Source organism: Vibrio ponticus, assembly GCF_009938225.1.
In the GTDB taxonomy this organism is placed as follows: Bacteria; Pseudomonadota; Gammaproteobacteria; order Enterobacterales; family Vibrionaceae; genus Vibrio; species Vibrio ponticus.
On sequence record NZ_AP019658.1, the window covers coordinates 1,494,924 to 1,515,087 of the forward strand.

At 44.4% G+C, this 20,164-nt stretch carries 20 protein-coding genes; 4 read left to right on the top strand and 16 right to left on the bottom strand.

Going from position 1 to position 20,164, the window contains the following annotated elements:
* Positions 1-86: 86 nt before the first annotated feature.
* On the bottom strand, positions 87-818 hold the full coding sequence (locus GZN30_RS20860; RefSeq protein WP_075648120.1) for a nucleoside phosphorylase: 732 nt from the start codon (positions 816-818) through the stop codon (positions 87-89).
* A gap of 315 nt (positions 819-1,133) precedes the next feature.
* On the opposite strand from GZN30_RS20860, the gene GZN30_RS20865 reads away from it, so the two are divergent.
* Positions 1,134-1,814: a Crp/Fnr family transcriptional regulator gene (locus GZN30_RS20865; protein ID WP_075648119.1), complete on the top strand. Its 681-nt coding sequence runs from the start codon at positions 1,134-1,136 to the stop codon at positions 1,812-1,814.
* 129 nt (positions 1,815-1,943) lie between these two features.
* On the opposite strand, the gene GZN30_RS20870 is transcribed toward GZN30_RS20865, so the two are convergent.
* The 10 genes from GZN30_RS20870 to GZN30_RS20915 form a co-directional block, all read right to left on the bottom strand.
* The gene (locus GZN30_RS20870) at positions 1,944-3,149 is read right to left on the bottom strand and encodes a NupC/NupG family nucleoside CNT transporter (protein WP_075648118.1); all 1,206 of its coding nucleotides are present in this window, start codon (positions 3,147-3,149) and stop codon (positions 1,944-1,946) included.
* A gap of 6 nt (positions 3,150-3,155) precedes the next feature.
* Positions 3,156-3,710: an NAD(P)H-dependent oxidoreductase gene (locus GZN30_RS20875; protein WP_075648117.1), complete on the bottom strand. Its 555-nt coding sequence runs from the start codon at positions 3,708-3,710 to the stop codon at positions 3,156-3,158.
* Between the two features lie 224 nt (positions 3,711-3,934).
* Complete coding sequence (locus GZN30_RS20880; RefSeq protein WP_075648116.1) at positions 3,935-4,225, bottom strand: hypothetical protein; 291 nt, start codon at positions 4,223-4,225, stop codon at positions 3,935-3,937.
* 203 nt (positions 4,226-4,428) lie between these two features.
* Positions 4,429-4,698, bottom strand: a complete 270-nt coding sequence (locus GZN30_RS20885; protein WP_075648115.1) for a DksA/TraR family C4-type zinc finger protein — start codon at positions 4,696-4,698, stop codon at positions 4,429-4,431.
* Between the two features lie 123 nt (positions 4,699-4,821).
* On the bottom strand, positions 4,822-5,574 hold the full coding sequence (locus GZN30_RS20890; RefSeq protein ID WP_075648114.1) for a phosphatase PAP2 family protein: 753 nt from the start codon (positions 5,572-5,574) through the stop codon (positions 4,822-4,824).
* 297 nt (positions 5,575-5,871) lie between these two features.
* Positions 5,872-7,935, bottom strand: a complete 2,064-nt coding sequence (locus tag GZN30_RS20895; RefSeq protein WP_075648113.1) for a heavy metal translocating P-type ATPase — start codon at positions 7,933-7,935, stop codon at positions 5,872-5,874.
* Positions 7,932-8,231, bottom strand: coding sequence for a YtxH domain-containing protein (locus GZN30_RS20900; RefSeq protein ID WP_075648112.1), 300 nt, complete (start codon positions 8,229-8,231; stop codon positions 7,932-7,934). The genes GZN30_RS20895 and GZN30_RS20900 overlap by 4 nt, the downstream gene beginning before the upstream one ends.
* Entirely contained in the window at positions 8,224-8,529 is a 306-nt protein-coding gene (locus tag GZN30_RS20905; protein WP_075648111.1) for a magnetosome protein MamC, read from the bottom strand. Before GZN30_RS20905 ends, GZN30_RS20900 begins: the two co-directional genes overlap by 8 nt.
* Positions 8,526-9,365, bottom strand: coding sequence for a YtxH domain-containing protein (locus GZN30_RS21405; protein WP_232060549.1), 840 nt, complete (start codon positions 9,363-9,365; stop codon positions 8,526-8,528). Before GZN30_RS21405 ends, GZN30_RS20905 begins: the two co-directional genes overlap by 4 nt.
* Complete coding sequence (locus GZN30_RS20915) at positions 9,362-9,694, bottom strand: HMA2 domain-containing protein (protein ID WP_083627130.1); 333 nt, start codon at positions 9,692-9,694, stop codon at positions 9,362-9,364. Before GZN30_RS20915 ends, GZN30_RS21405 begins: the two co-directional genes overlap by 4 nt.
* Before the next feature lie 216 nt (positions 9,695-9,910).
* Here GZN30_RS20915 and GZN30_RS20920 point away from each other — a divergent pair, with 216 nt between their 5' ends.
* Positions 9,911-10,198: a hypothetical protein gene (locus GZN30_RS20920; RefSeq protein ID WP_232060550.1), complete on the top strand. Its 288-nt coding sequence runs from the start codon at positions 9,911-9,913 to the stop codon at positions 10,196-10,198.
* A gap of 17 nt (positions 10,199-10,215) precedes the next feature.
* Here GZN30_RS20920 and GZN30_RS20925 read toward each other — a convergent pair whose 3' ends face one another.
* Positions 10,216-10,650: a hypothetical protein gene (locus GZN30_RS20925; RefSeq protein WP_075648109.1), complete on the bottom strand. Its 435-nt coding sequence runs from the start codon at positions 10,648-10,650 to the stop codon at positions 10,216-10,218.
* 207 nt (positions 10,651-10,857) lie between these two features.
* Between GZN30_RS20925 and GZN30_RS20930 the strand changes: the two genes are divergently transcribed.
* Complete coding sequence (locus tag GZN30_RS20930) at positions 10,858-11,748, top strand: LysR family transcriptional regulator (protein ID WP_075648108.1); 891 nt, start codon at positions 10,858-10,860, stop codon at positions 11,746-11,748.
* A gap of 66 nt (positions 11,749-11,814) precedes the next feature.
* Here the strand turns inward: GZN30_RS20930 and GZN30_RS21340 are convergent, their stop codons facing one another.
* The 4 genes from GZN30_RS21340 to GZN30_RS20945 all read right to left on the bottom strand — a co-directional run bounded on the left by GZN30_RS21340 (position 11,815) and on the right by GZN30_RS20945 (position 16,350).
* Positions 11,815-11,967: a hypothetical protein gene (locus tag GZN30_RS21340; RefSeq protein WP_167521322.1), complete on the bottom strand. Its 153-nt coding sequence runs from the start codon at positions 11,965-11,967 to the stop codon at positions 11,815-11,817.
* Between the two features lie 755 nt (positions 11,968-12,722).
* Positions 12,723-13,556, bottom strand: a complete 834-nt coding sequence (locus tag GZN30_RS20935) for an arginase family protein (RefSeq protein ID WP_075648107.1) — start codon at positions 13,554-13,556, stop codon at positions 12,723-12,725.
* A gap of 5 nt (positions 13,557-13,561) precedes the next feature.
* Positions 13,562-14,287: an IclR family transcriptional regulator gene (locus GZN30_RS20940; protein ID WP_164675310.1), complete on the bottom strand. Its 726-nt coding sequence runs from the start codon at positions 14,285-14,287 to the stop codon at positions 13,562-13,564.
* A 386-nt stretch (positions 14,288-14,673) separates the two neighbouring features.
* On the bottom strand, positions 14,674-16,350 hold the full coding sequence (locus tag GZN30_RS20945; RefSeq protein WP_075648105.1) for a DUF342 domain-containing protein: 1,677 nt from the start codon (positions 16,348-16,350) through the stop codon (positions 14,674-14,676).
* Between the two features lie 464 nt (positions 16,351-16,814).
* On the opposite strand from GZN30_RS20945, the gene GZN30_RS20950 reads away from it, so the two are divergent.
* On the top strand, positions 16,815-20,093 hold the full coding sequence (locus tag GZN30_RS20950) for a mechanosensitive ion channel domain-containing protein (RefSeq protein WP_232060552.1): 3,279 nt from the start codon (positions 16,815-16,817) through the stop codon (positions 20,091-20,093).
* Positions 20,094-20,164: the final 71 nt, after the last annotated feature.

Here is a 20,164-nt window from a genome sequence, read left to right on the forward strand (position 1 = left end):
AACTTCAAAGCGAACGCGGCTGAAAAAAACGCCCCAAAAGCCTAAAGAGCATTTGGGGCGAGATTGAATTAGAGGCTTAACAAACCTTATGCTTGAGCGATAAGTGCCTCTAAGGCGGCTAGAGAAGCTTGTTTTTCGCCCTGCATCATCACTTCTGCTTCATTGACGTATTGATCGACGCCTTCTTTGACATCTTGCTGGTAAAGCACCACGTTATTCAAAATAGACGCCACTTCAAGACCGCGCAGACGACCCACCGCAAACAGTGCTGAAGTTTCCATATCCGCACCTAAAATGCCCTTTTTATTCCAATAGTGGCAAATGGCCTCTTCATCATCGGTGTAAAAACTATCGTGTGAACGCACGACACCAAAGTGATAAGCGTTCGTTTGACTCGCAAGGTAATTATCCAGCGCTTTTAACAATGAGAAACTGGCGTACGCTGGGTAAGAAGCTTCAACATAAGACTTTGAGCCCCCCTCATCACGGACCGCACCCTCTGCCACAATCAGCTCACCTAAACCAATACCTGACTGCATTGCCCCTGCTGAGCCAACACGCACAACATGAGTCACACCACATTGCTTAAGCTCTTCGATCGCAATAATCATCGAGGGCGCACCAATGCCAGTACTGCACACCGACACTGGCACACCTTTATATGCGCCAGTAAACAAGCGGTACTCGCGATTTTCCGAGACCAACTCAGCGTGATCAAACAGAGCGGCAATACGGTTTGCGCGGTCCGGCTCACCACAGACAATCACCAAGGGGGCGACTTGCGTTGCATCAACACCAATATGGGGCTGTTTCAGCATGGATTGCTCCTTTTACTTCTTATACGTCAGACCGTTAGATTGCGCAGATCATAGTTGAGTGATGAGAAATCCATCATTTCAACCATGCGCATATCGAAGTCCGATAATAATGTGTTTAAACTACGCCAATCTTAGGCGAGTTACTCCTGAGCGCAGGAGGACTTTTGTCCCGCACAAACCTATTTAAATCGTAGCCATTGTTACCATGTGACAATCATCAAATAGCAGGTGCTCTTGAGCATTTACATATAAATAGCGCTGCGATAATTGGACCGAAAACACTTTGCGGTGCCAACAGCAAAAACGTGAGAAAAGATGAGAATTAAACCCTACGCCAATGGGCGCTTTAGTGACCTTTTACAGCAGAAGAGTGCTGCATTTCGCCAGTTTATCTATCAATGCCAAGTGGGCAGCCGCTACTTTGGTGCTGGTGAAGCAATTCTGACCCAAGGCGAGCCATTACATTACATCTATGTCGTACCTGCAGGTCGGGTTTCTATGAGTATTCTCGCCGCTAACGGACGCCGTTTTCAGCTTGGTGAAGCCAACTGTGACGATCATATTTTTGGTGAAATGGAGTTTTTCACTCAAACACCTTGCCAGTGGAATGTCGTCGCCGATGAACATATGCAGGTCGATATTATCTGCCTGAAAAAGCTGGCTGAACTTCTGCAACAGCAACCAGAGATGCTATTTTTCTTTGCCTCAGCACTGGCCGATGATTACCAAGATTCGCTGGATATTTACACCAGTCGCTTATTGCACCCAATCACCTATAACATTGCTTATGATTTATTGATGCAGCAAAAGACCAGCCCATCGCTAACGGGCTTTGACAAAGTGAATCAAGAAGCAGAACGTTTTGGCACTTCGGGACGCGTCTATCGCCGTGCGGTCAAAACACTGATGGAGAAAGAGCTTATCCGTAAAGGGGAACAAGGATTAGAAATTGTTGATGAGCAAGCTTTGCGTATCTTCCTTGATACCTATGAATAATCGCTGCGACTTTCTCAAATAAAAAAACGCCACTGGCAAAATGCGAGTGGCGCTATCTCTATCCCGGCTGGTTAGGAGATCAGTTTCTATCAGCAACTGGGGGCAGCCACGAGTGACTACACCGAAAAATTAAACGAACAAACCTACGATCGCCGCGTTCATCAAGTTTGCTAGTGTTGCCGCAAGCAGCACTTTCATACCTAATTTACCAATCAGACCCGAACGTTCTGGGATCATGCTACTTAACGCACCACATACCATGGCGACTGAGCCAATGTTAGCGAAACCACACAGCGCAATCGTCATAATCGCAGTTGTACGGTCACTAAGCTCTACTGCGCCCATACTTGCAAAAGCAACGAACTCGTTTAGGGCAATTTTCTGACCTAAGAACGAACCTGCAGACATCGCTTCATCCCAAGGCACACCAATTAGCCATGCAACTGGTGAGAAGAAGAAACCTAAGATCACGTCAACGGTTAAGCCTTCAAAGCCGAAGTAAGCACCAATGGCACCTAGACCACCGTTTAACAACGCCATCAAACCAATACATGAGATGATAATTGCACCGACGATAGCGGCGATAGAAGTACCCGCAATCGCACCTTTTGCTACCGCATCAATAAAACTGGTTGGCTTTTCGTTATCTGGTAATTCTGGTACTTCATCGATGGTTGCTTCTGTTTCTGGAATGATCAGTTTCGCAAACATCAATCCAGCAGGTGCAGACATGAAACACGCCATGATCAGGTAGTTCAAATCTACCCCCATGCCTGCAAGACCTGCCAGAATTGAACCTGCAATAGAAGATAAACCACCAACCATGATGGCAAAAATCTGTGAACGAGTAAGAACTCGATGGTAAGGCTTAACCAAGAGCGGCGCTTCAGTTTGACCTAGCACGATGTTACCTGCCGCATTCATTGATTCAGCACGAGAAGTACCAAGAACGCGTTGTAGACCACCGCCAATGATGCGTACAAACCACTGCATAATACCCAAGTAGTAAAACAGTGAGGTTAGCGAGGCAGTAAAGATGATTTGCGGTAACACTTGCAGTGCCCAAACAAAACCGATGCCATCAACACTGAAATTAACCAAGCTACCAAAAGCAAACTTAATCCCTTCTGCTCCGTAGCTAAATACCTGACCTACTGCGTTAGATACCGCTAGCAGCACATCAGCGCCCACGTCTGTTGCCAGAACAAAGCCAGCCACCACAAGAATGATGCCAAATGCACCTGCTACAGCGCGCCAGCTAATTTGACTTCTATTTTCAGAGCATAGGAAGCCCACGCCAAGAAGTACGGCGATGCCAATTAATGATTGAAACATAATAATTTATCCGATGTGAGCGTTGACTGTATTCTTGACTGCAAAAATAATTTGGTTCGCGTGTTGATGAGCCAGTGCGATAGTCTTTTCCACATCGCCCCCTTCCTCAGGAATCGCGTTCATTTCAAACGTGACAACCGTGTCGAGAATATCCATTTCAGCAGCCTTAAATGCATGCTCAAAAGAACGTTGATAGTTCTCAAGCGGCATAAAGTTAAAGCCTGTTTCAGAGTAAGACTCAGCCGTCGCGCCTGCGGTAATTGAGAACAGCAGTTTTTTGCCTTTTAGCTGACTGCCATCGGGACCAAACGCAAAACCATAAGTGAAAACTTGATCAATCCACTCTTTCATCACCGCAGGAAAAGTGCTCCAGTACAAAGGGAACTGTACAATGATCAGCTCTGCGTCCAACAGACGTTGCTGCTCGGTTTTGATATCACCGGCAAAATCTGCTGCATGCGCCACGCTCCAATCGGTGCGCTGTTCGAGCAATTTTAGAATCTCAGCATTGGCAAAAGATTTGTCTAGGTTCGGGTGACCATTAATAACAAGTACGTTCATAGAGTTGACCTATCGTGCCTTCATTTCTCTCTAAAGATGTAAAGCATCTAAAGAGAACAATCGAATCGTTTGGTGTATTGATATTTCTTGCGCCAAGCATAACGCTGGCTTGATAAGAACAAGAGGACAAAAGTCCCTCTGGCTCGGTCTCAGGTCAAAAGTTTCTAAATTGGTCTTTATTTGGTGGATTAATTGACAGGATAAAAGTGCAGAAGCGAAACCGATCAGCCGATAGGCTTGCATGTCCCTAAAAATGTACTTTGGTATTTGTAGTTGATAATATCGCCTGAGGCATCAGTATAAAAAACATAAGTGCAACTATCATTGAATAATTTGTAAATCAGTTCCTGACCGCCATTTTCTAGATTGGTTGTACTCTCAGGCTCTCCCCAGTGTCCCGTCAATTGTTCAACAGACTCACCTTTCCAACCCTCACCAAAGTAATCTTCACCCACAAGTAGCGAGCAGCCACTCAGCACGGCAGAAACGCACAATCCCAACAAAAATTTCTTCATCAAATCACCTCTATTTCAATTCTAATTATCATATCAAGCACGCCAGATTAATGCGAAGCCGTGCCATACATTTACAGTAGAACAAAACTGGCAGTTGATATCCAAAGTCGCCATGACTCAACGCAATAACTAAAGAACCGGACCTAACCAACACAGTACCTAGCAGGGAGAATCTAGTATCTCACACCTTGGATATCACACGATTAACGTAATTGACTGTCTTTACTTGCGCGACGATTAAAGCCCGAGGTTGCTCTCTGGCGCACGTCTTGTTGTTGTTGACACTCAACGCACAATTCTACGCCAGGCATAATTTTGCGACGAGCTAAGGGAATAATTTCACCACACTCCAAACAATATTCTGTATGGTTGTGTTCGCGTTGTAGATTGGCACGAGCACGGTGAATTGCATCGACAATGGTGGCATCGATTTGTTCTTGAACGCCACCATCTCTGGTAAATCCATTGGCCATAATGGTCTCCAAATTAAATGAATGACTGGAGACTCATTATTATTTATTGATGGTTATTTGATAATAAGCAGATAAATGAATCACTATTACTTCAGCGTAATAATGCAGACACTTTTCGGTAACTTAGTGTGTGCAGCGCTTAACTAGGTTTAGTTGCTGACTCAGCTTACTCGCTAAACCATCAAAGTGAGGCAATAAAGCATAAGCGACCATCACAAACAGAATTGAACCAATCAAATCTATCGGTCTATGCATCCCTAACCACAATCGACTATAAGCCACACTCACCGCCCAAATCATTAAGCCAGCAGTGAGCATATAGCGTTTATGTTCCATGAACAGCCCACCGAAAAACGCCACGCAAATCGCAACGAAAATCGTATGCCCAGAAGGAAATGAATAATCGGTCTCGCCCATCCAATGTTGAGTACGCCAATGACTGACATTATCTGTTACTTGAGTGATGACTTTTTCTTGTTGGGTCGCAGAAAGGTGATAAAAATGGTCAGGATTAGGGACTAATAATTGATGGGATAAAAGCTCTGTGTAAGGTCGTGGGCTTTCTGTGACTTGTTTCAACCCCGTTTTAGCAGCAAAACCAATCACTAAAATCAAACCAAGCTGCATCGCTTTCGCCAAATGTTCTTTGCGTGAGAGCTTAAGGGTCAAAACGCTCCCCACAAGTACCGCGAGCGTCACAACAAAGCCACCGCTACCTGCTGAGTTCGTCACTAATGTAAAAAACATCCCCTGCAGATCACTCACTGGTGCTAACAGCTCAATATGACTCACCAAGAGTTTCATCGGCGCAATTAGCATCAATAGTAATACAAGTAAGAACAAGCCATTACGCTTGCCTAAAAGGATATTTTTCATAACCAGCAACTCATCTTATTGTAGTCTTTTGTACGAGAGGGAAATTCCTAGAATTTTGAAATACGTACGTAAACCAGTAGCTACCGTAAAAACAGGTAACTCACCAAAAAAGAAGTGTCGGCAAAGAGCGATTACTCTCTGTCACCTAATGCATCGCATATTAGCCATCGAGCTTGGTCGAATTATCAATTTGCTGTCAATTTGCAGAAAGTTTGCGCTTATTTTAGACAAAAACAACGTAGATCGAAAAATGCCTGCTCATTCAAGCAGGCATTTAAGGGGGGAAATGTGTTTTAGCTAGCCATTCTTAATCGCAACCGAACGCCCTAATATTGCCAACGTTGTCCCGTTATGAAGGAGTGCACTCATGGTTGGATTAAGCATGCCTAACGCGGCGGCAAGCATAATGCCACTGTTAACATACTCAGCGACCTTAATGTTCTGATTAATCATCTTCATCGCGACATGAGCTAAATTTACTGTCTCAGATACGCCAGCTAACTTATCTTGCAATAGAACCACATCAGCTGCTTGGCGCGCCAGTTCGGTGCCGCGGCACATCGCTACGCCGACATCGGCTTTAGTCAAAGCTGGCGCATCATTGACACCGTCACCAACAAACATCACGTTGTGCCCTTGCTGTTGCAATTGCTCAATAATGCTCGATTTACTCGTTGGTGTCGCTTCAGCGAATACTTGGTCAAGTTTTAGCTCATCACCTAACATATGCGCCTTGTAAGCACTATCACCTGAAATCATCACTAGATGATTGATACCTAACTCACGTAGCTCAGTCAGCGTTTGATAAACATCTTCACGCAAATGATCACGTAAACCAATCATACCAATGAGCTTTTTCTCGGATGAGATAAATATCAAATGGCGACCAAGTTGCTCGAAATGGCGAATTTCTTGTTCCACTTCACTAAAATCAACCTGTTCATGTTCTTCAAGAAAATGACGACTTCCCATCACCAAACAGTGATCTTTCAGTGTACTGCGCAAACCATGTGCAATCACATATTCCACTTCACCGTGCTCGATATGAGGAAGTTGGTGGTTAGTTGCCGCATTCACCACCGCTTGCGATAATGGATGATTACTGTGTTCTTCCACAGACGCAGCGATCGCTAATAGATCTCGCGCACTATTTTTCGGACACAAAGGAATCACATCGGTGACTTCCATATCACCGTAGGTCAGCGTTCCCGTCTTATCAAACACGCAGGTATCAACACGAGCCAGCTTCTCAATTGCACTGCCCCCTTTAAGCAAAATACCTTGCTGCGCAGCGCGATACATGATCGACTTAAACGTCACTGGTGTGCTCAGCTTCAACGCACAAGAGTAATCTACCAAAAACACTGAAGCAACACGATTTAAGTCTTGCGTCAAAGCAAACACCGCCGCCCCAATCCCTAAGGTGATCTTAACTCGGCGGTTCGCCATATCTTGCGTGACCTGTTGAATCTCACTCTTCTCGCTCAGAGAGTCGTAGATCAACTTAGCAATCTGTGCTGTCGTCGCTTCACTACCAACTTTCTCGACACGAACCTTAACCGTGCCTTCATGAACGGTAGTGCCAGAATAAACGTAAGCTTCAAGCTCTCGTCTCACAGGCACATTTTCACCGGTTAGAGCTGACTGATTCACCAGTGCTGCGCCTTCAACGATCACCCCATCAATAGGGATCGCATCACCAGGCACCAGTTCAATAACATCACCAGCAATAAGCTCTGTCGAGCTGACTTGATTCTTGCTGCCATCACAAGCAACTCGCCACACTAATGACTCTTGGGGACGCATCAAATCAGCCAGCAGTTGATCACTATTACGGCTGGTTTTCTGCTCCATGTATTCGCCAAGGCTAATCAAGCTCTGGGTCATCATCGCGGTGCGATAATCACCACGCCATGCAGAAAGCCCGACCGCGATAGCATCCAACACCTCTACCGAAATACGTTTCTCACGCAGTTCTTCGATGCCTTCAAACATTGTAGGAGCGATTAAGGTCGCAGTAGACAGAGCTCCCCATTTGTTCGGCAGCATTGCAGCAGCAAGGGTACCAATCACGTTCATGGCGATATCACCACGCGTATATTCGTGTTCAGTCTCTTGTTGTTCTGCTTGGCTAAAGTCCAGCTCTGTTAGTCGAGCGCTCAACACCTTGCTACTTAATACGGTCGTGTCGTACTCGATCACAATAGAGCAGGCAACAGAGTTGACACGAACATCGCGAATACCTTGAATGGCCATCAAACTATGCTTGATCCATTCACCAATATCGCGATGCTGCTTTAACTCAGCAACTTTAAAGCGAACTCGCCCAGGAAAATGATGTTTGATCTGCAAACCGATCATTCCTCATTTTTGTGCAAATTACGGTAATATTCGAGCTCTGCTTGGGTATCTTCTAAGCGCTCTTTTAGCTCTTCAACTTCACCGCGCACGGTTGACCAAGCTTTTTCGCCTGTCGCCGCGACACCTTGTTGAAACTTCTTATTGCTCAGAATATAAGCCACTGCCGCGCCAGCAACCAACCCCATCGCAAAATGTGTTTTACTGTTTTGCTGCTTGTATGGCTGCTGTTGATTGTTGGCTTGCTCTGGCTGACCGTAGTAAGGGTAGCCGTAGTAGTATGGGTGATTGTTATTCATCGCTTGTTTTTTCCGTCAGCTGATCCATCAGATACACACCTGCTGCACCAACACTTAAAATAGTTAGAAGAGAAAGTACTGGACGACCCGCCATTTTTTCCGCCACATAGGTCGACGCGCCACTAACGACACCAGCCTTAACAGCAGAAACAGATGCCTGCGCAACCAAATCATTGGTTGCCAGTTCACCTTGTTGATGATTTTTCCAGTTACTCAGCACTGACGCACTACCACCTGCCATGGCACCAATGATCATGGCTCGACTGGCTGCGCTTAGTTTGTCACTTGAGTTACTCATACCGGTTTAACATCTTGATTTTCTTCAGATACTGGTTGAATAACTTGCTCAGGTTCCACTTGCGTAGTCTCTTCCTGCTTTGCTTCTTTATGGCGTTCAACCGACTCTTGGAAGCCTTGTTTACCAGCAGCATAAGTATCACGGAAGATTTCACCACCCGTACTCACATTCTCTTTAACGCTATGAGCGGTATTCGTCGCCGTTTCTTTCACCGCACAACCACCCGTCTTCAATGCATCACCAGCACCGGAAACTAAACCCATCAACTTGCCGCGCACATTTTCATTGCTCAGTAGAAGTGCCGCTGCAGCGCCAACCATTGCGCCTTTCCAAAATTCTTTATCGTTCATGCCTAAACTCCCTAAAATTTCTTTAAACATACCGGCTTCTTCGCCCATCGCACCCTCTAGCATTGCTTGTGCCTGTTCGAATAAAGCGTCGTTGGCCTCGTTCTGCTCCTGATTTGGCGCAGCCGTAGGCGATTGCATTCCTTGGTACATTCCTTGATGCATTCCTTGAGACATAGCTTGATGCATTGCAGGATGCATGTGTGGGTGATGCCAATTGGGTGGCGGCATCATAGATGGGTGACAAAATGCTGGATGCTGCATCCACATAGGGTGGTGCCACATTGGTGGAGGCATATGCCCTGCTGGTGGAAATTGTGTTTGCCCCATCTGCTGGTGTGGGTGCTGGTGCGTAAACTGGGGATGCATCATGTGCGGAGGGTAGCCGTGGTAATGACCATATGGTGGCGGTTGAGTGCTTTGCGGGTCTTGATTGTATGCAGCATTTTGCTCGCCGCTACCAACACCTTGCGGATTGTTATCACTCATGAACTAACTCCATTTAAATTCAAACTTTTTGCGATGTCATAGCAAGCTTGCTCGGCTTCTTGTTCCGTTCCGGAAAACAACACATCAATAAGGAGTGGTTGAATGACCGTCGGATCATACTCGAGCAAAATGCTGCCAGTAACACTATTAAGTTTGTAGTTTTTGAACGCTGGAATAGACGCTAAGGCATGTTCGATATCTTGCACTTTATATTTCGCCAGATGCGCAACAATGCCCACTTTGTACTTCAAGCGAACTCGCCCCGGAATGTGATGGCCAATCACAACCCATTTTCTAAGTTTTAAGGCCGTGTCAACATGTTGTTTCATACGCAAAATATATACGAGTGCAACAAAAAGCCTACATAAAAAGTGGATATTTTGCGTACCGGTTAGTGTTTTTTTGCGCTAAGTCATATAGAATGCTATTGTATACAAATAACAATAGTTATCGTTTGCATTAGGCTTTTTATGAACACTTACATTCACAAAACAAATCAAAGAGTTAGAGTTAGATCGGACTTTATAAAAGAGCATCAAAAAGAGGTGATTTCGCTGATTTCACAGCTAGAACAGATTGATGCGATCACTGCAATCAAGCATAAAAAACACGCAGGTTCAGTGGCGATTTCATTCAACCCTGATGAGTTGGATGCTGATAGTGTTATGGAAATATTAGAAAGTCACGGCTGGCTGCGAAGCAACCCAAAACCATCATTTGTTGAGAATGCAGTAATTAGTGGTACAAAGACTTTTGCCAAAGGCATGGCAGGAATGGCACTTTCTCGCTTAGTCGGACCGTCAGTAAGTCGCGTAATTATGAGTTTAGGTTAAGTGCAAAACCGATTAGATTAAGCCGATTTTTGCAGTTTTTTAGCCGCACATTTACACACACCATTACTTAAGGCCGGGCAACGTTTACACGGTGGTGATTTCATCGGTAAATGAACGATAGACTTCATATTAGGGCGCGCATCGGCGCTCTTTTTGTTGGTCTCTACTGATGTTGTTGAAGCAAAACCAACCGGCGGCAAAGTAATCACATTGCCATCATTGAACCAAGATAACACCGGGTTAAACGGCGCTGCTAACTCACTCGCAACATTAACCAAAGCCTGCTGTGAAACCTGCTTAAATTCGCTGCGCCATGCACTGTTAGAAGCCTGCGTAACTTGCTTATTTGACTGTTCAGGCAGAGATAAGCTTTTTAGTTGCTTTAAAGATCGAGTCTGTGCTTGCTGCACCACTTTCTTCTTTAACTTCTTCAGCGATTTTTTCGCACTCATTACTACTCCTAAAACAATTTATTCGATAAAACAATCGACGGTAAGATTATCAGAAATACGAGTGCAAATAAATCTCATTTATATTTTGTTCAGTATTAGTGCTTTAGACTAACTTCCAATAAAAATCATTGGCTCGTAGTGTTTCAGAATGTTCCATTATGATTTAATCTTGTTTGTATAAATTATGATTATCAGAACAGTGTAACCATGCTAAATCCATTGTGGCTCAAAACCTTCGTGACTCTCATCGAGACAGGTCACTTTACTCGCACCGCTGAAAAACTGTTTATGACTCAACCCGGCGTGAGTCAGCACATTAAGAAGCTAGAAGCAGAATGCGGCTATGCTCTGATTGAGCGTAACAACAAGAGTTTTGATATCACCTCACAAGGGCAGGCGGTTTTTGATTACGCGAAAGAGATGCAGATGCGCGAGTCTATGCTTTTAGCAAGCTTAGAGCCAGACTCCCCCTTTAAGGGAGCAGTACGTATTGCTTGCTCAGGCTCTTTAGCTTTGCTGCTCTATCCGCACCTTTTGCATCTTCAATGCCAGCACCCTGATTTAATCCCACAGATTGAAGCAGCACCCAAAAGAAAAGTATTGGCAGACATTCTCTCTGGTGAAGCCGATCTCGGCATTGTCACGAGCGTACCAACCGACAAGCGCTTGGTGAGTACAAAGCTTAGTGCTGAGCCGCTGTGCTTAATGTTACCGATTGCTTTCGCTAATCAGGAGCTCGATCTCGATAAACTGAAACAATTGGGAATGATCAACCACCCAGATGCTGAAAACTGTTTGGCGCTCTATGGTGAAAGTTGCGGTGAAAAATGGCTACAAGAATTACGCTTCGATCAACTGCCGATCCGCGGATACGTCAACCAACTCAGTCAGATCTTATTACCAGTATCAAAGGGACTTGGTTTTACGGTGTTACCACTGGGTGCTCTGGAAAGTTTTCCCGATAAAGATAAAATCGCTATCTACCAAGCCAAGCGTGAAGTTGCAGAAGATTTGTACTTGATTACTAAGCAGCGTGGCAATACGCCATTGCGCTTTAAAACTGTCATCGAACAGATCGAAGCCATTCTCTCCCGTTAATCTGTTTTTTTACTTACCCAAAAGCTGAAAAAGAGCCGTTAGGCTCTCTTTTCACACTCAGCGGTTTCATGCTTCTAGCACGTCTTGTCCCGTCATTTCACAAACAAGTAAAGCGTCAGAGGTATCCACATGTAGCCCCATCATGGGTAATCCGTGGTGGCATACCCAAGAGCCAAAAAACACGCCTATAGCGACTGCTAGAAATGCTAAAACTAACATAGCGTTACCTCTCATTGGTTTAACAGATACTTACAATCTACGCCTTGAAAATCGCTTAGTCAATCAAGTGAATAACAAAAGCGATACAAGGTCACAAAATTTATGCCAACAAAAAAGCTGTATTGAGGTTGTTTTTTGTTCGATTTTATAGGCTTAGAAACCTGTCACATTTCCATCATTAAACATGATTAAAATCACACTCGAATTCAGGCTATATATGACATGAGCACTAAAAAATTTTGGCATCAAACATGCTTGAAATGTATGAGCGGCAACTTGATAGTTAAATAATTGTTTTATTTAAATTTAATTTAAGTGGCATTTTTATGACTTTTTATTGTCACGGAGATTATAGTGAGATGTCAGCCATATTAAGAGTTAAAGACAACAGGATTTCGGCACAAAAATGTGATCAAAATCCTAGCTATAGAAACCGAACACAGCTACATTCAAAGAGTTCATGAGGAACTGTATTCACACATGCGCATATCGCAGCAAGAATTAAGTGAGGAAATTTCATGAAGAAAATGAGAAAAGCACAATTACATCGAATTCGCATTCAGTACTGGAAAGAAGTCAATAAACCAGTAACGAAATCGTAAAATTGTGGATAAAAAGCAACGTCTAAGCTGGCTCTTTAGCCAGCTTTTGTATTTTTGGTCGATATGGAATCGAGCTTGATATCTCTATCGCGATAGCCGCCAAGAAAGCACCATCTGGGGACTCTATTCAAGCTTTAATCGATAAATTGCTGGTTACGCGACTTTATCAGTCGTTGGCACCATTCCTGCCAATTCTTGTAATATCGCTAATGTTGATTTAGCGAAAATATGCTTGTCTTTCCAACCAACCAACTGAACCATCTTGACCTTGCCGGACACTAAACACTGACGAATGATACGATTCACCATCTGTACTTCCAATTGTCGACCAGTGCCAACGAATGATTGCGAGCACAATGACGCCAAATCGATGTTCAATACCACTTGGTCACAATGGGCTAAGTAGCTGGCAAGTTGCTCTTTCATATGAAAACGGTGAGCAAACTGGCACTCTGACAACGTCATCCAATCACAACCAAGATCTTCTGCGTACTCAAGTGTTTTTTCACTCTGACGCGAGCTATCAATGCCCATACAGAACAACCGTAGTTCGCTAAAACGCGCCAACGCGAAGTGATAAGCAGAGCCCAATTCTGGGTCAAGACTTGGTTTTATCTCAAATTGATTACCAATATGAATAATCCCAAGCTCTTTTTGATGACTGTTGATCAATGGGAGTGCATGAAGCACTCCCTCGGTGCAATTACTGAACACAACTGGAAGGGTATGTGAGCCCAAATAGCGGCTCAAATTGAGTTGGTAGCGACCAATCATCTGTTCAGATAATGTATAGTGACCGCCATTTAACCAGCGACTCTTTTCTTGCTCAGCCAACCAATCAAAAACGTCCTGCAAACTTTGATCAGCCATTTCGAACTCAACTGCTTTCATCGGTTTTATGGATTGAGAAATACTCATTAACACCATTGAGAAAGCGGAAACACCAGTAATACTGTGAGTTTTATTGCGTCGAAATAGGCCGAACATATGCATTACCTTTCTGGGGGCAGAGCCCTCGCTGCTTGAAGAACGTGAAGGATGATCCTTTGCTGATTTTGTTGAACTCGATGTGCTGGTGCCATTACTGAGATTGCACCAACTAGCTTCGATCCTTTCATTACCGGCGCACTGATACCAGATACACCGGGATCGATCTCAGAAGTACTGAATGCGTAGCCTTGCGCACGGATCGCATCAAGATCTTGCTGCCACTCATTAATACGGTGAGCTTCACCAAAGTAGCGTAAAATCTTTTCACGACGTTGCGCTGGCATAAACGCAAGCATTACCTTCGACGATGCACCGCGCAGCAGTGGTTGGCTCTGTCCTTGAACATAACTACAGCGCAGGGCTTGCATACTCTCTTTTCGGCTCACGCACAGTGCTCGATATCCAACTGGCACCATGTACGCAGCCATTTCACCAGTTTGCTTTTGAAGGCGGTTGAGAACGGCATCAACCGCATCCAAGTCGTGTTGGCTGGTTTCATAACTACGCATTAAAAGTAGTGCCGCCGGACCTATGATCAAGGTTTTGTCACTTGGACTTTCCTCAATCAAGTTCCACTCTTTGAGTAATTTTAAGTGGCGGTAAAGACTACTAATTGGCGTGCCTAAAAGATCACTAAGAGTCTTAGCTGTTACAGGCTCGTCATTAACGGCAACTTGCATTAATAGCTGCAACAGTTTTTCGTTAACCTGACCGGAATTTTGCTTCATCGAATTCATACTATTGTTGTAACGTTTCGGATTGGATTGACCAAATGGTATTCCTAGGATATGAGAATTTATAAAGACAAAGAATAATGAATTCTCATAAGGTAAGAATGTGTCATTTTTTATTATCTGACAATAATAACTCGGGCAAACGTTTCTCTAAATTGTCGCCAATTCTATGCATATCAATATGAGTCATTGCATTCTACGTAAGAGATTTTGCCAGCAAAGGAAAATATAGATAGTGAGCAAATCCGCAAAACAAAAATCTAACTATTCTTGCTATGCGAGAAATATAATTTGTTATCAGTTGGGATTTCAGCAGCAATTTTCACTGCGATAAAAAGGGAGTTGGTAAGAAAATCTCTCAGATACACCAAATCATGTTTTTAGAGGTCTTCTTGCAGCAACTCTTCATCGATCATTGAGCTACATTCAACTTTGAAGTGATTGTAAGAAAACACCGCAGCGCCATGGACACGCTTGGTGGTCACTTTATCTTCACCAAACTGCACAATCACACGGGTATAAACCTTTTTGGTTGCTTGAACGGTATTCTCAGCAAGAAGACGCTCAAATTCGGTTTGATGAGTTTCTTTAGCCATTTTAATTCTTTCTAACTGGGCATTAGCAGCGATTTTGCTTGCTTCAATGCTTTCCGCTTCTTCTTCGCTTCGCTCGGCTTTAGGACGCTTTTTGAACTCTAATTCCTTACGAATGATATCCATCGTTGACTCTTGCGCAGCTTGGTAATGCTCACGGAATTTTGTTTGACGATCTTTATGCATTTTGTAACGAGCAAAGCCATGCACGTATGTCGCGGTGTCACCTTCAACACCTAAATTGACGCACAATACTTTACCGCCCACTTTGGCATGACCACCACTCAACGTTCCTTGACGCGCGCTCTTATCTGAAACCGTCAGGTTATTACCACAGCGAATTTCATTGTTCATACAATGAATTGCCAATTCAATGTCATGTCCAGCTTGTAGTTCCGCAAATTGCGCGTAGCTTGCTTTGATTGAGCCACCCGCTTTAATCACGCATGATTTTTTCTGGTTATCCGATACGTTATGACCAATAACCCCTTTGGCAATTTCTACGTCACCATGGGCTTGAATGTCAGCAGACTCAACGAACCCACCGATAATAATATTGCCTGTCGCTCGCACCTTCATGTCTGATTCGACATTGCCTTTCACCAGCAAGTTACCTTTAAATTTCACATGACCTGTGGCAACACCTATTGTTTCAAGGATTAAGACATCATCTACATCCACGCTGGTTTCATGCAGGATCGGCATTCCGGTCATTGCTGCAATCAATAGATCCGGATCTTTCTCGGAAATCAGCGATCCTTTACCCTCTTTCAAAGGAAGATCTTTACCATCAGCAGCAGGGATCACTTTGCCTTGAACGGTTAACCCCGGAACGCCTTGCGTTGCAGGAATACGACGCATTAATGGTTGCGATTTCGCCACACTGACGGTTTCGCCAAGATTAAGCATATCCACCTTGCCGGTTTCATCTTCTACCGGAGCGAGGACCTGCTTAGAGACATCTTTAACCAGAGGTATAAATTGGCTATCTTTGCCGTCGATAGGCTTTTTGCCCGCGGCAATCGCTTGGGAGAATTGTTCACCTGGTTTAAGTTGACGACTGACCGCTAACACCTTCTTCAGCGCCAGTTTATTGATGCCTTTAGTCACAGAGCCACCTGCTAGGGTTTGCACCAATCTAGGACCATCAATCGCTTTACCACCGTAGGCACCTGTCACCACCATGGTCGCCAGCATCCCATCTTCTGAAATGCTCATTTCAACAACCGCATCCAGTTTTTCTGCAACAACAATACCTTGAAAAGACTCCGCTTTGCCTTCTTTGGCTAAGGTGAGAAATCGTAAAACCTCTTCTTGATAAACGAAAAAAGATTGTGCCTCTAGAGCAATAAGCGCTTGAGTAAGATCGCCAACTCCCGCCTCAGGCGCAACTGACATATCCTTCGGCAACTTTGCGATTATTTGCTTACCATCATCAGATCGGACAACGATCTCTTTCCACATGCTTCACCTAGTATTGTTTTAGTTTAATGGCGCGACTGCTAGAAAATTCTTGCTCGAAACTGGCATCACTAAGAGTGAAATTGTGGCTGCAATAACCCTCTTATATCCAAGTGTTTACCTTTCTCAGTGTATATAAGTTGTTTGAATATAAGTATGAAAGCGCTAGCATTTTCCAACACATGTCGACATTTTTCTCAACAGTAAGGTTACTAAATGTGTCAGATTGGTTCTAAATTTAAGCAAAAATACTTGATCACCAACCAATTATATAAGCCTAGTTGCAACGCATAGAAACCATCACCGCACTAATACGTAGCGTGGGTTTCCTTAACGTAGAAACAGTCGCGTTGCTCTCAATCTCGTATCTTGAAGCTTGTTAAGCATCGCTCAAGTTATGCAATCAGGCTGAATAGCCATTTTGCATATACACTTATCCTTACTTTGGGTAGAAGTAGGAGATGAGTTTGCTTGGAATAAGACCGATCTTGATACCTCAACTGTGCCTGTTGCTCATTTTAGCATTCGTTTGTATACCAGTTGGCGCTCAAGCGTCGCCTTCCGTAGAAAGTGTTGAAGCTGAAATTAGCAAACTTGAGAATGAATCACCAAAAGACGAACTGCTGATTGCGAAATACGACAAACTCCGTGTGCAACTCAACAGTTTTGAGAAACTCAAATCTGAGCGCGATAATTTTCAGCAGATCATCAATCAATACCCAACACTGCGTGAGCGCCTCAATCAACAAATAGAGAATACCGACGATCTCAAGATTTTCGCCACCGATAAGCTACGCAGTTATAACGACTTAACTCAAGCGATCGCTTCTCTTCAAGCGGCAATGAGTGAGTGGCGTAGTTCCTACCAATCCAATAGTGACCAAGCAAATAAACTCAATAGCGACCGAACAGCGCTTCCTGTCAGCCTAGCTCAACAAGACAAACAAATTGAGCAAGCATCTCTAACCACTCAATCACAAGAGAGTGAGATAGAACAGTGGTCGCAAAGTGCTAATTTGGCGGAGCTAAAGCTCAAACGCGAGGTGACCTCATTTGAACTGCAAAGTCTCGACGAGCGCACTGAACTGCTTAGGCTAGAACAAAAGCTATTAGAAAAGAAAATTCAAACCGCCACGCCCTTGATCATTAATCTGCAAGAGCGACTCACTCAGGTTGAACAAAAGTCAGTTCGAGCACTGATTGCCGAAGCACTCGATGTGAGCGAAAAGGTAGAGAAAGACCAACCAGAGAGGCAAGCGGCTGTCGACCAACTTCGTCAGTACGCCCAAGAGTTAGAAAAAGTGTTGGTCGATATAGACCAAGCACGAATTGAAACCCAAAAAACCGAAGCTCAGCGCCGCAGCTTGGCAGAAGAGCAACAGCTCATAAAACAGAATCTCGCTTGGTTACGCAATAGTACCGCGTTTGGTGCTTCAATCAGAGCGCAGCTACGCCGCTTACCCAATTCAGTCAACAGCAAAACCATTCCCGATACGATTGCGAACACGCATATCAGAAAATATGAAATTAGCCAGTTACTCACTGACTACTCGCTCACGACTGCCGTATTGGCGTCGCAGCCTCAAGCAGCCCCAAACGATCAGCTAGCAGATTTATCCAATCAACTGCTCACTCAATTATCTCAAGATTATGAAAAATTGATCGTCGCATTAGGCAAACTGCAATTATCGCTCAACCAATACGCTCTCGAAGTCGAGGATGCGCGCAGCTTCTTACGAGAGCAACAATTATGGACTCGAAGCAATGTTCCGCTATGGGAGCACTTAGCCAGTTTTAATAAGACCGTCTGGTTTGGTTCACCCACCCCGTTCGCATCAACGATGGAGCGTCTAGATACAACGAAACTGACTAAGGTTGGTGCCTTATTCATTGTCTACTCACTGGTTTTCTACTTCATTTATCGCAAGCTAACTGAGCACTCACTGCACAAAAGAGATGAGTTTAAAGCCGTATTTGGACACCCAGTAAAAGATCGCTTCCAAAATAGTGTGCTATTACTGCTATCTACACTAATCAGAGCCGCGATTATGCCCATTTGGTATCTCATCACCGCTGCGCTTTTGTTCTGGCTCCTTCCCTCTGATAACACTAATGATTTTCGCACCCTGATAATTGGCAGTGCTGCCTCACTATTTGTGCTTGAGTTTAGCCACACTATTAGTAGCAAAAAGGGATTACTTGAACTCCATTTAAACTGGCCAGAATCCGTTTGTGATTACTTACATAAGCACAGTAAGCGCGTACGTTGGCCGTTTACTCTGTTTCTGTTTGTGATTTTTTGTGTGGAGCTAGTCGCTCAAGATCAGGAAGCCGAGGCATCAAGGGTGTGCTTTCTGATCTTTATTTTAAGCTTAACAGCTGTCTATTCGGCATTGCTCAAACATCACCGCGTGCCCACAGCCTTACCTAGCTCTCTAGGGCAAGGAGTGGGGTTAATGATCTTACGAAGTTTGATCATGGGCTCAATGCTCGCAATTGCCATTATGGCCATACTCGGGCTCTATATCGCCGCATGGATGTTACTGGTTTACCAACAAGCCACCATTTTTGTCGCTTTAACCATTCTATTTATTTACCAACTTGGTCAACGTTGGTTAAAGCTCGAACACCGTCAACTCAACTATCAACGCCTACTTGCACGGCGAGAAGAACTGATAGCCCTGCAACAAAAACAAGCCGATGAACCACCAGAGATTGCGGAGTTACGAGAAGATTTTCCTGAAGTTGAGGAGCAAGGGTTAGCGAGTGAACAAGTCAGTGAGCAGTCACTAACACTACTGCGTGGGTTATCAGTCATTGGGTTAGTGATCGCAATCATTACGCTTTGGTCGAGCGCACTCGAAATGACCTCTCTACTTAACAATGTGGTGGTTTGGCAGGTGAGCGAAACCATCAGTGGCAGTGCCACACTGGTTGATGTCACCCTGCAATCCCTCATCTACGCTCTAATTACCTTGCTCGTCACCTTTGTGGGTGTCAGGAACTTACCCGGCATTCTCGAGCTACTGGTACTACGCCGCTTAGAGCTAGCACCGGGTACCGGTTATGCAGTCACAACCTTACTGCGTTATCTGATCCTCATGACTGGGGTATTATCAGCCTTTGCATTACTTGGCTTTCAATGGTCTCGCCTACAATGGCTGGTCGCTGCGTTCGGTGTTGGGCTGGGGTTTGGTCTGCAAGAAATCTTTGCCAATTTCATCTCGGGCTTAATCTTATTGTTTGAGCGACCGATTAGAATAGGTGACATTGTCACAATTAATGATTTATCAGGCACAGTGAGTAAGATTGAAACCCGGGCAACAACCATCATTGATTGGGATAACAAAGAGATCGTGGTACCCAATAAAACCTTTATTACTGAAAAGCTGATCAACTGGTCGCTGACCGATTCGATTACCCGTATCGTGATCCCGATTGGCGTCGCTTATGGATCGGATGTGGAGAAAGTAGAGGATCTCCTCTATCAATCAGCGCAAGAGCATCCGTTGATTCTCAATGATCCTGCACCTTCGGTATTTTTCTTGGCATTTGGAGCCAGTAGTTTAGATTTTGAATTGCGTATCCACATCAATTCGATCGATCACCGCTTATCAACCATTCATCTGGTTAACAAGAAGATCGACCAGCTGTTTAAACAGCATGGTATCGAGATTGCGTTTCCACAGATGGATGTGCACGTGCGGGACTGGCCGGATGCGCCCGATGCCGATACAAAACAATAGGATAAACACCCAAGTAACCTCAAGTTACTTGGGTATATACAACCAAATAGAGATCGAGAACTGTGCAGCTT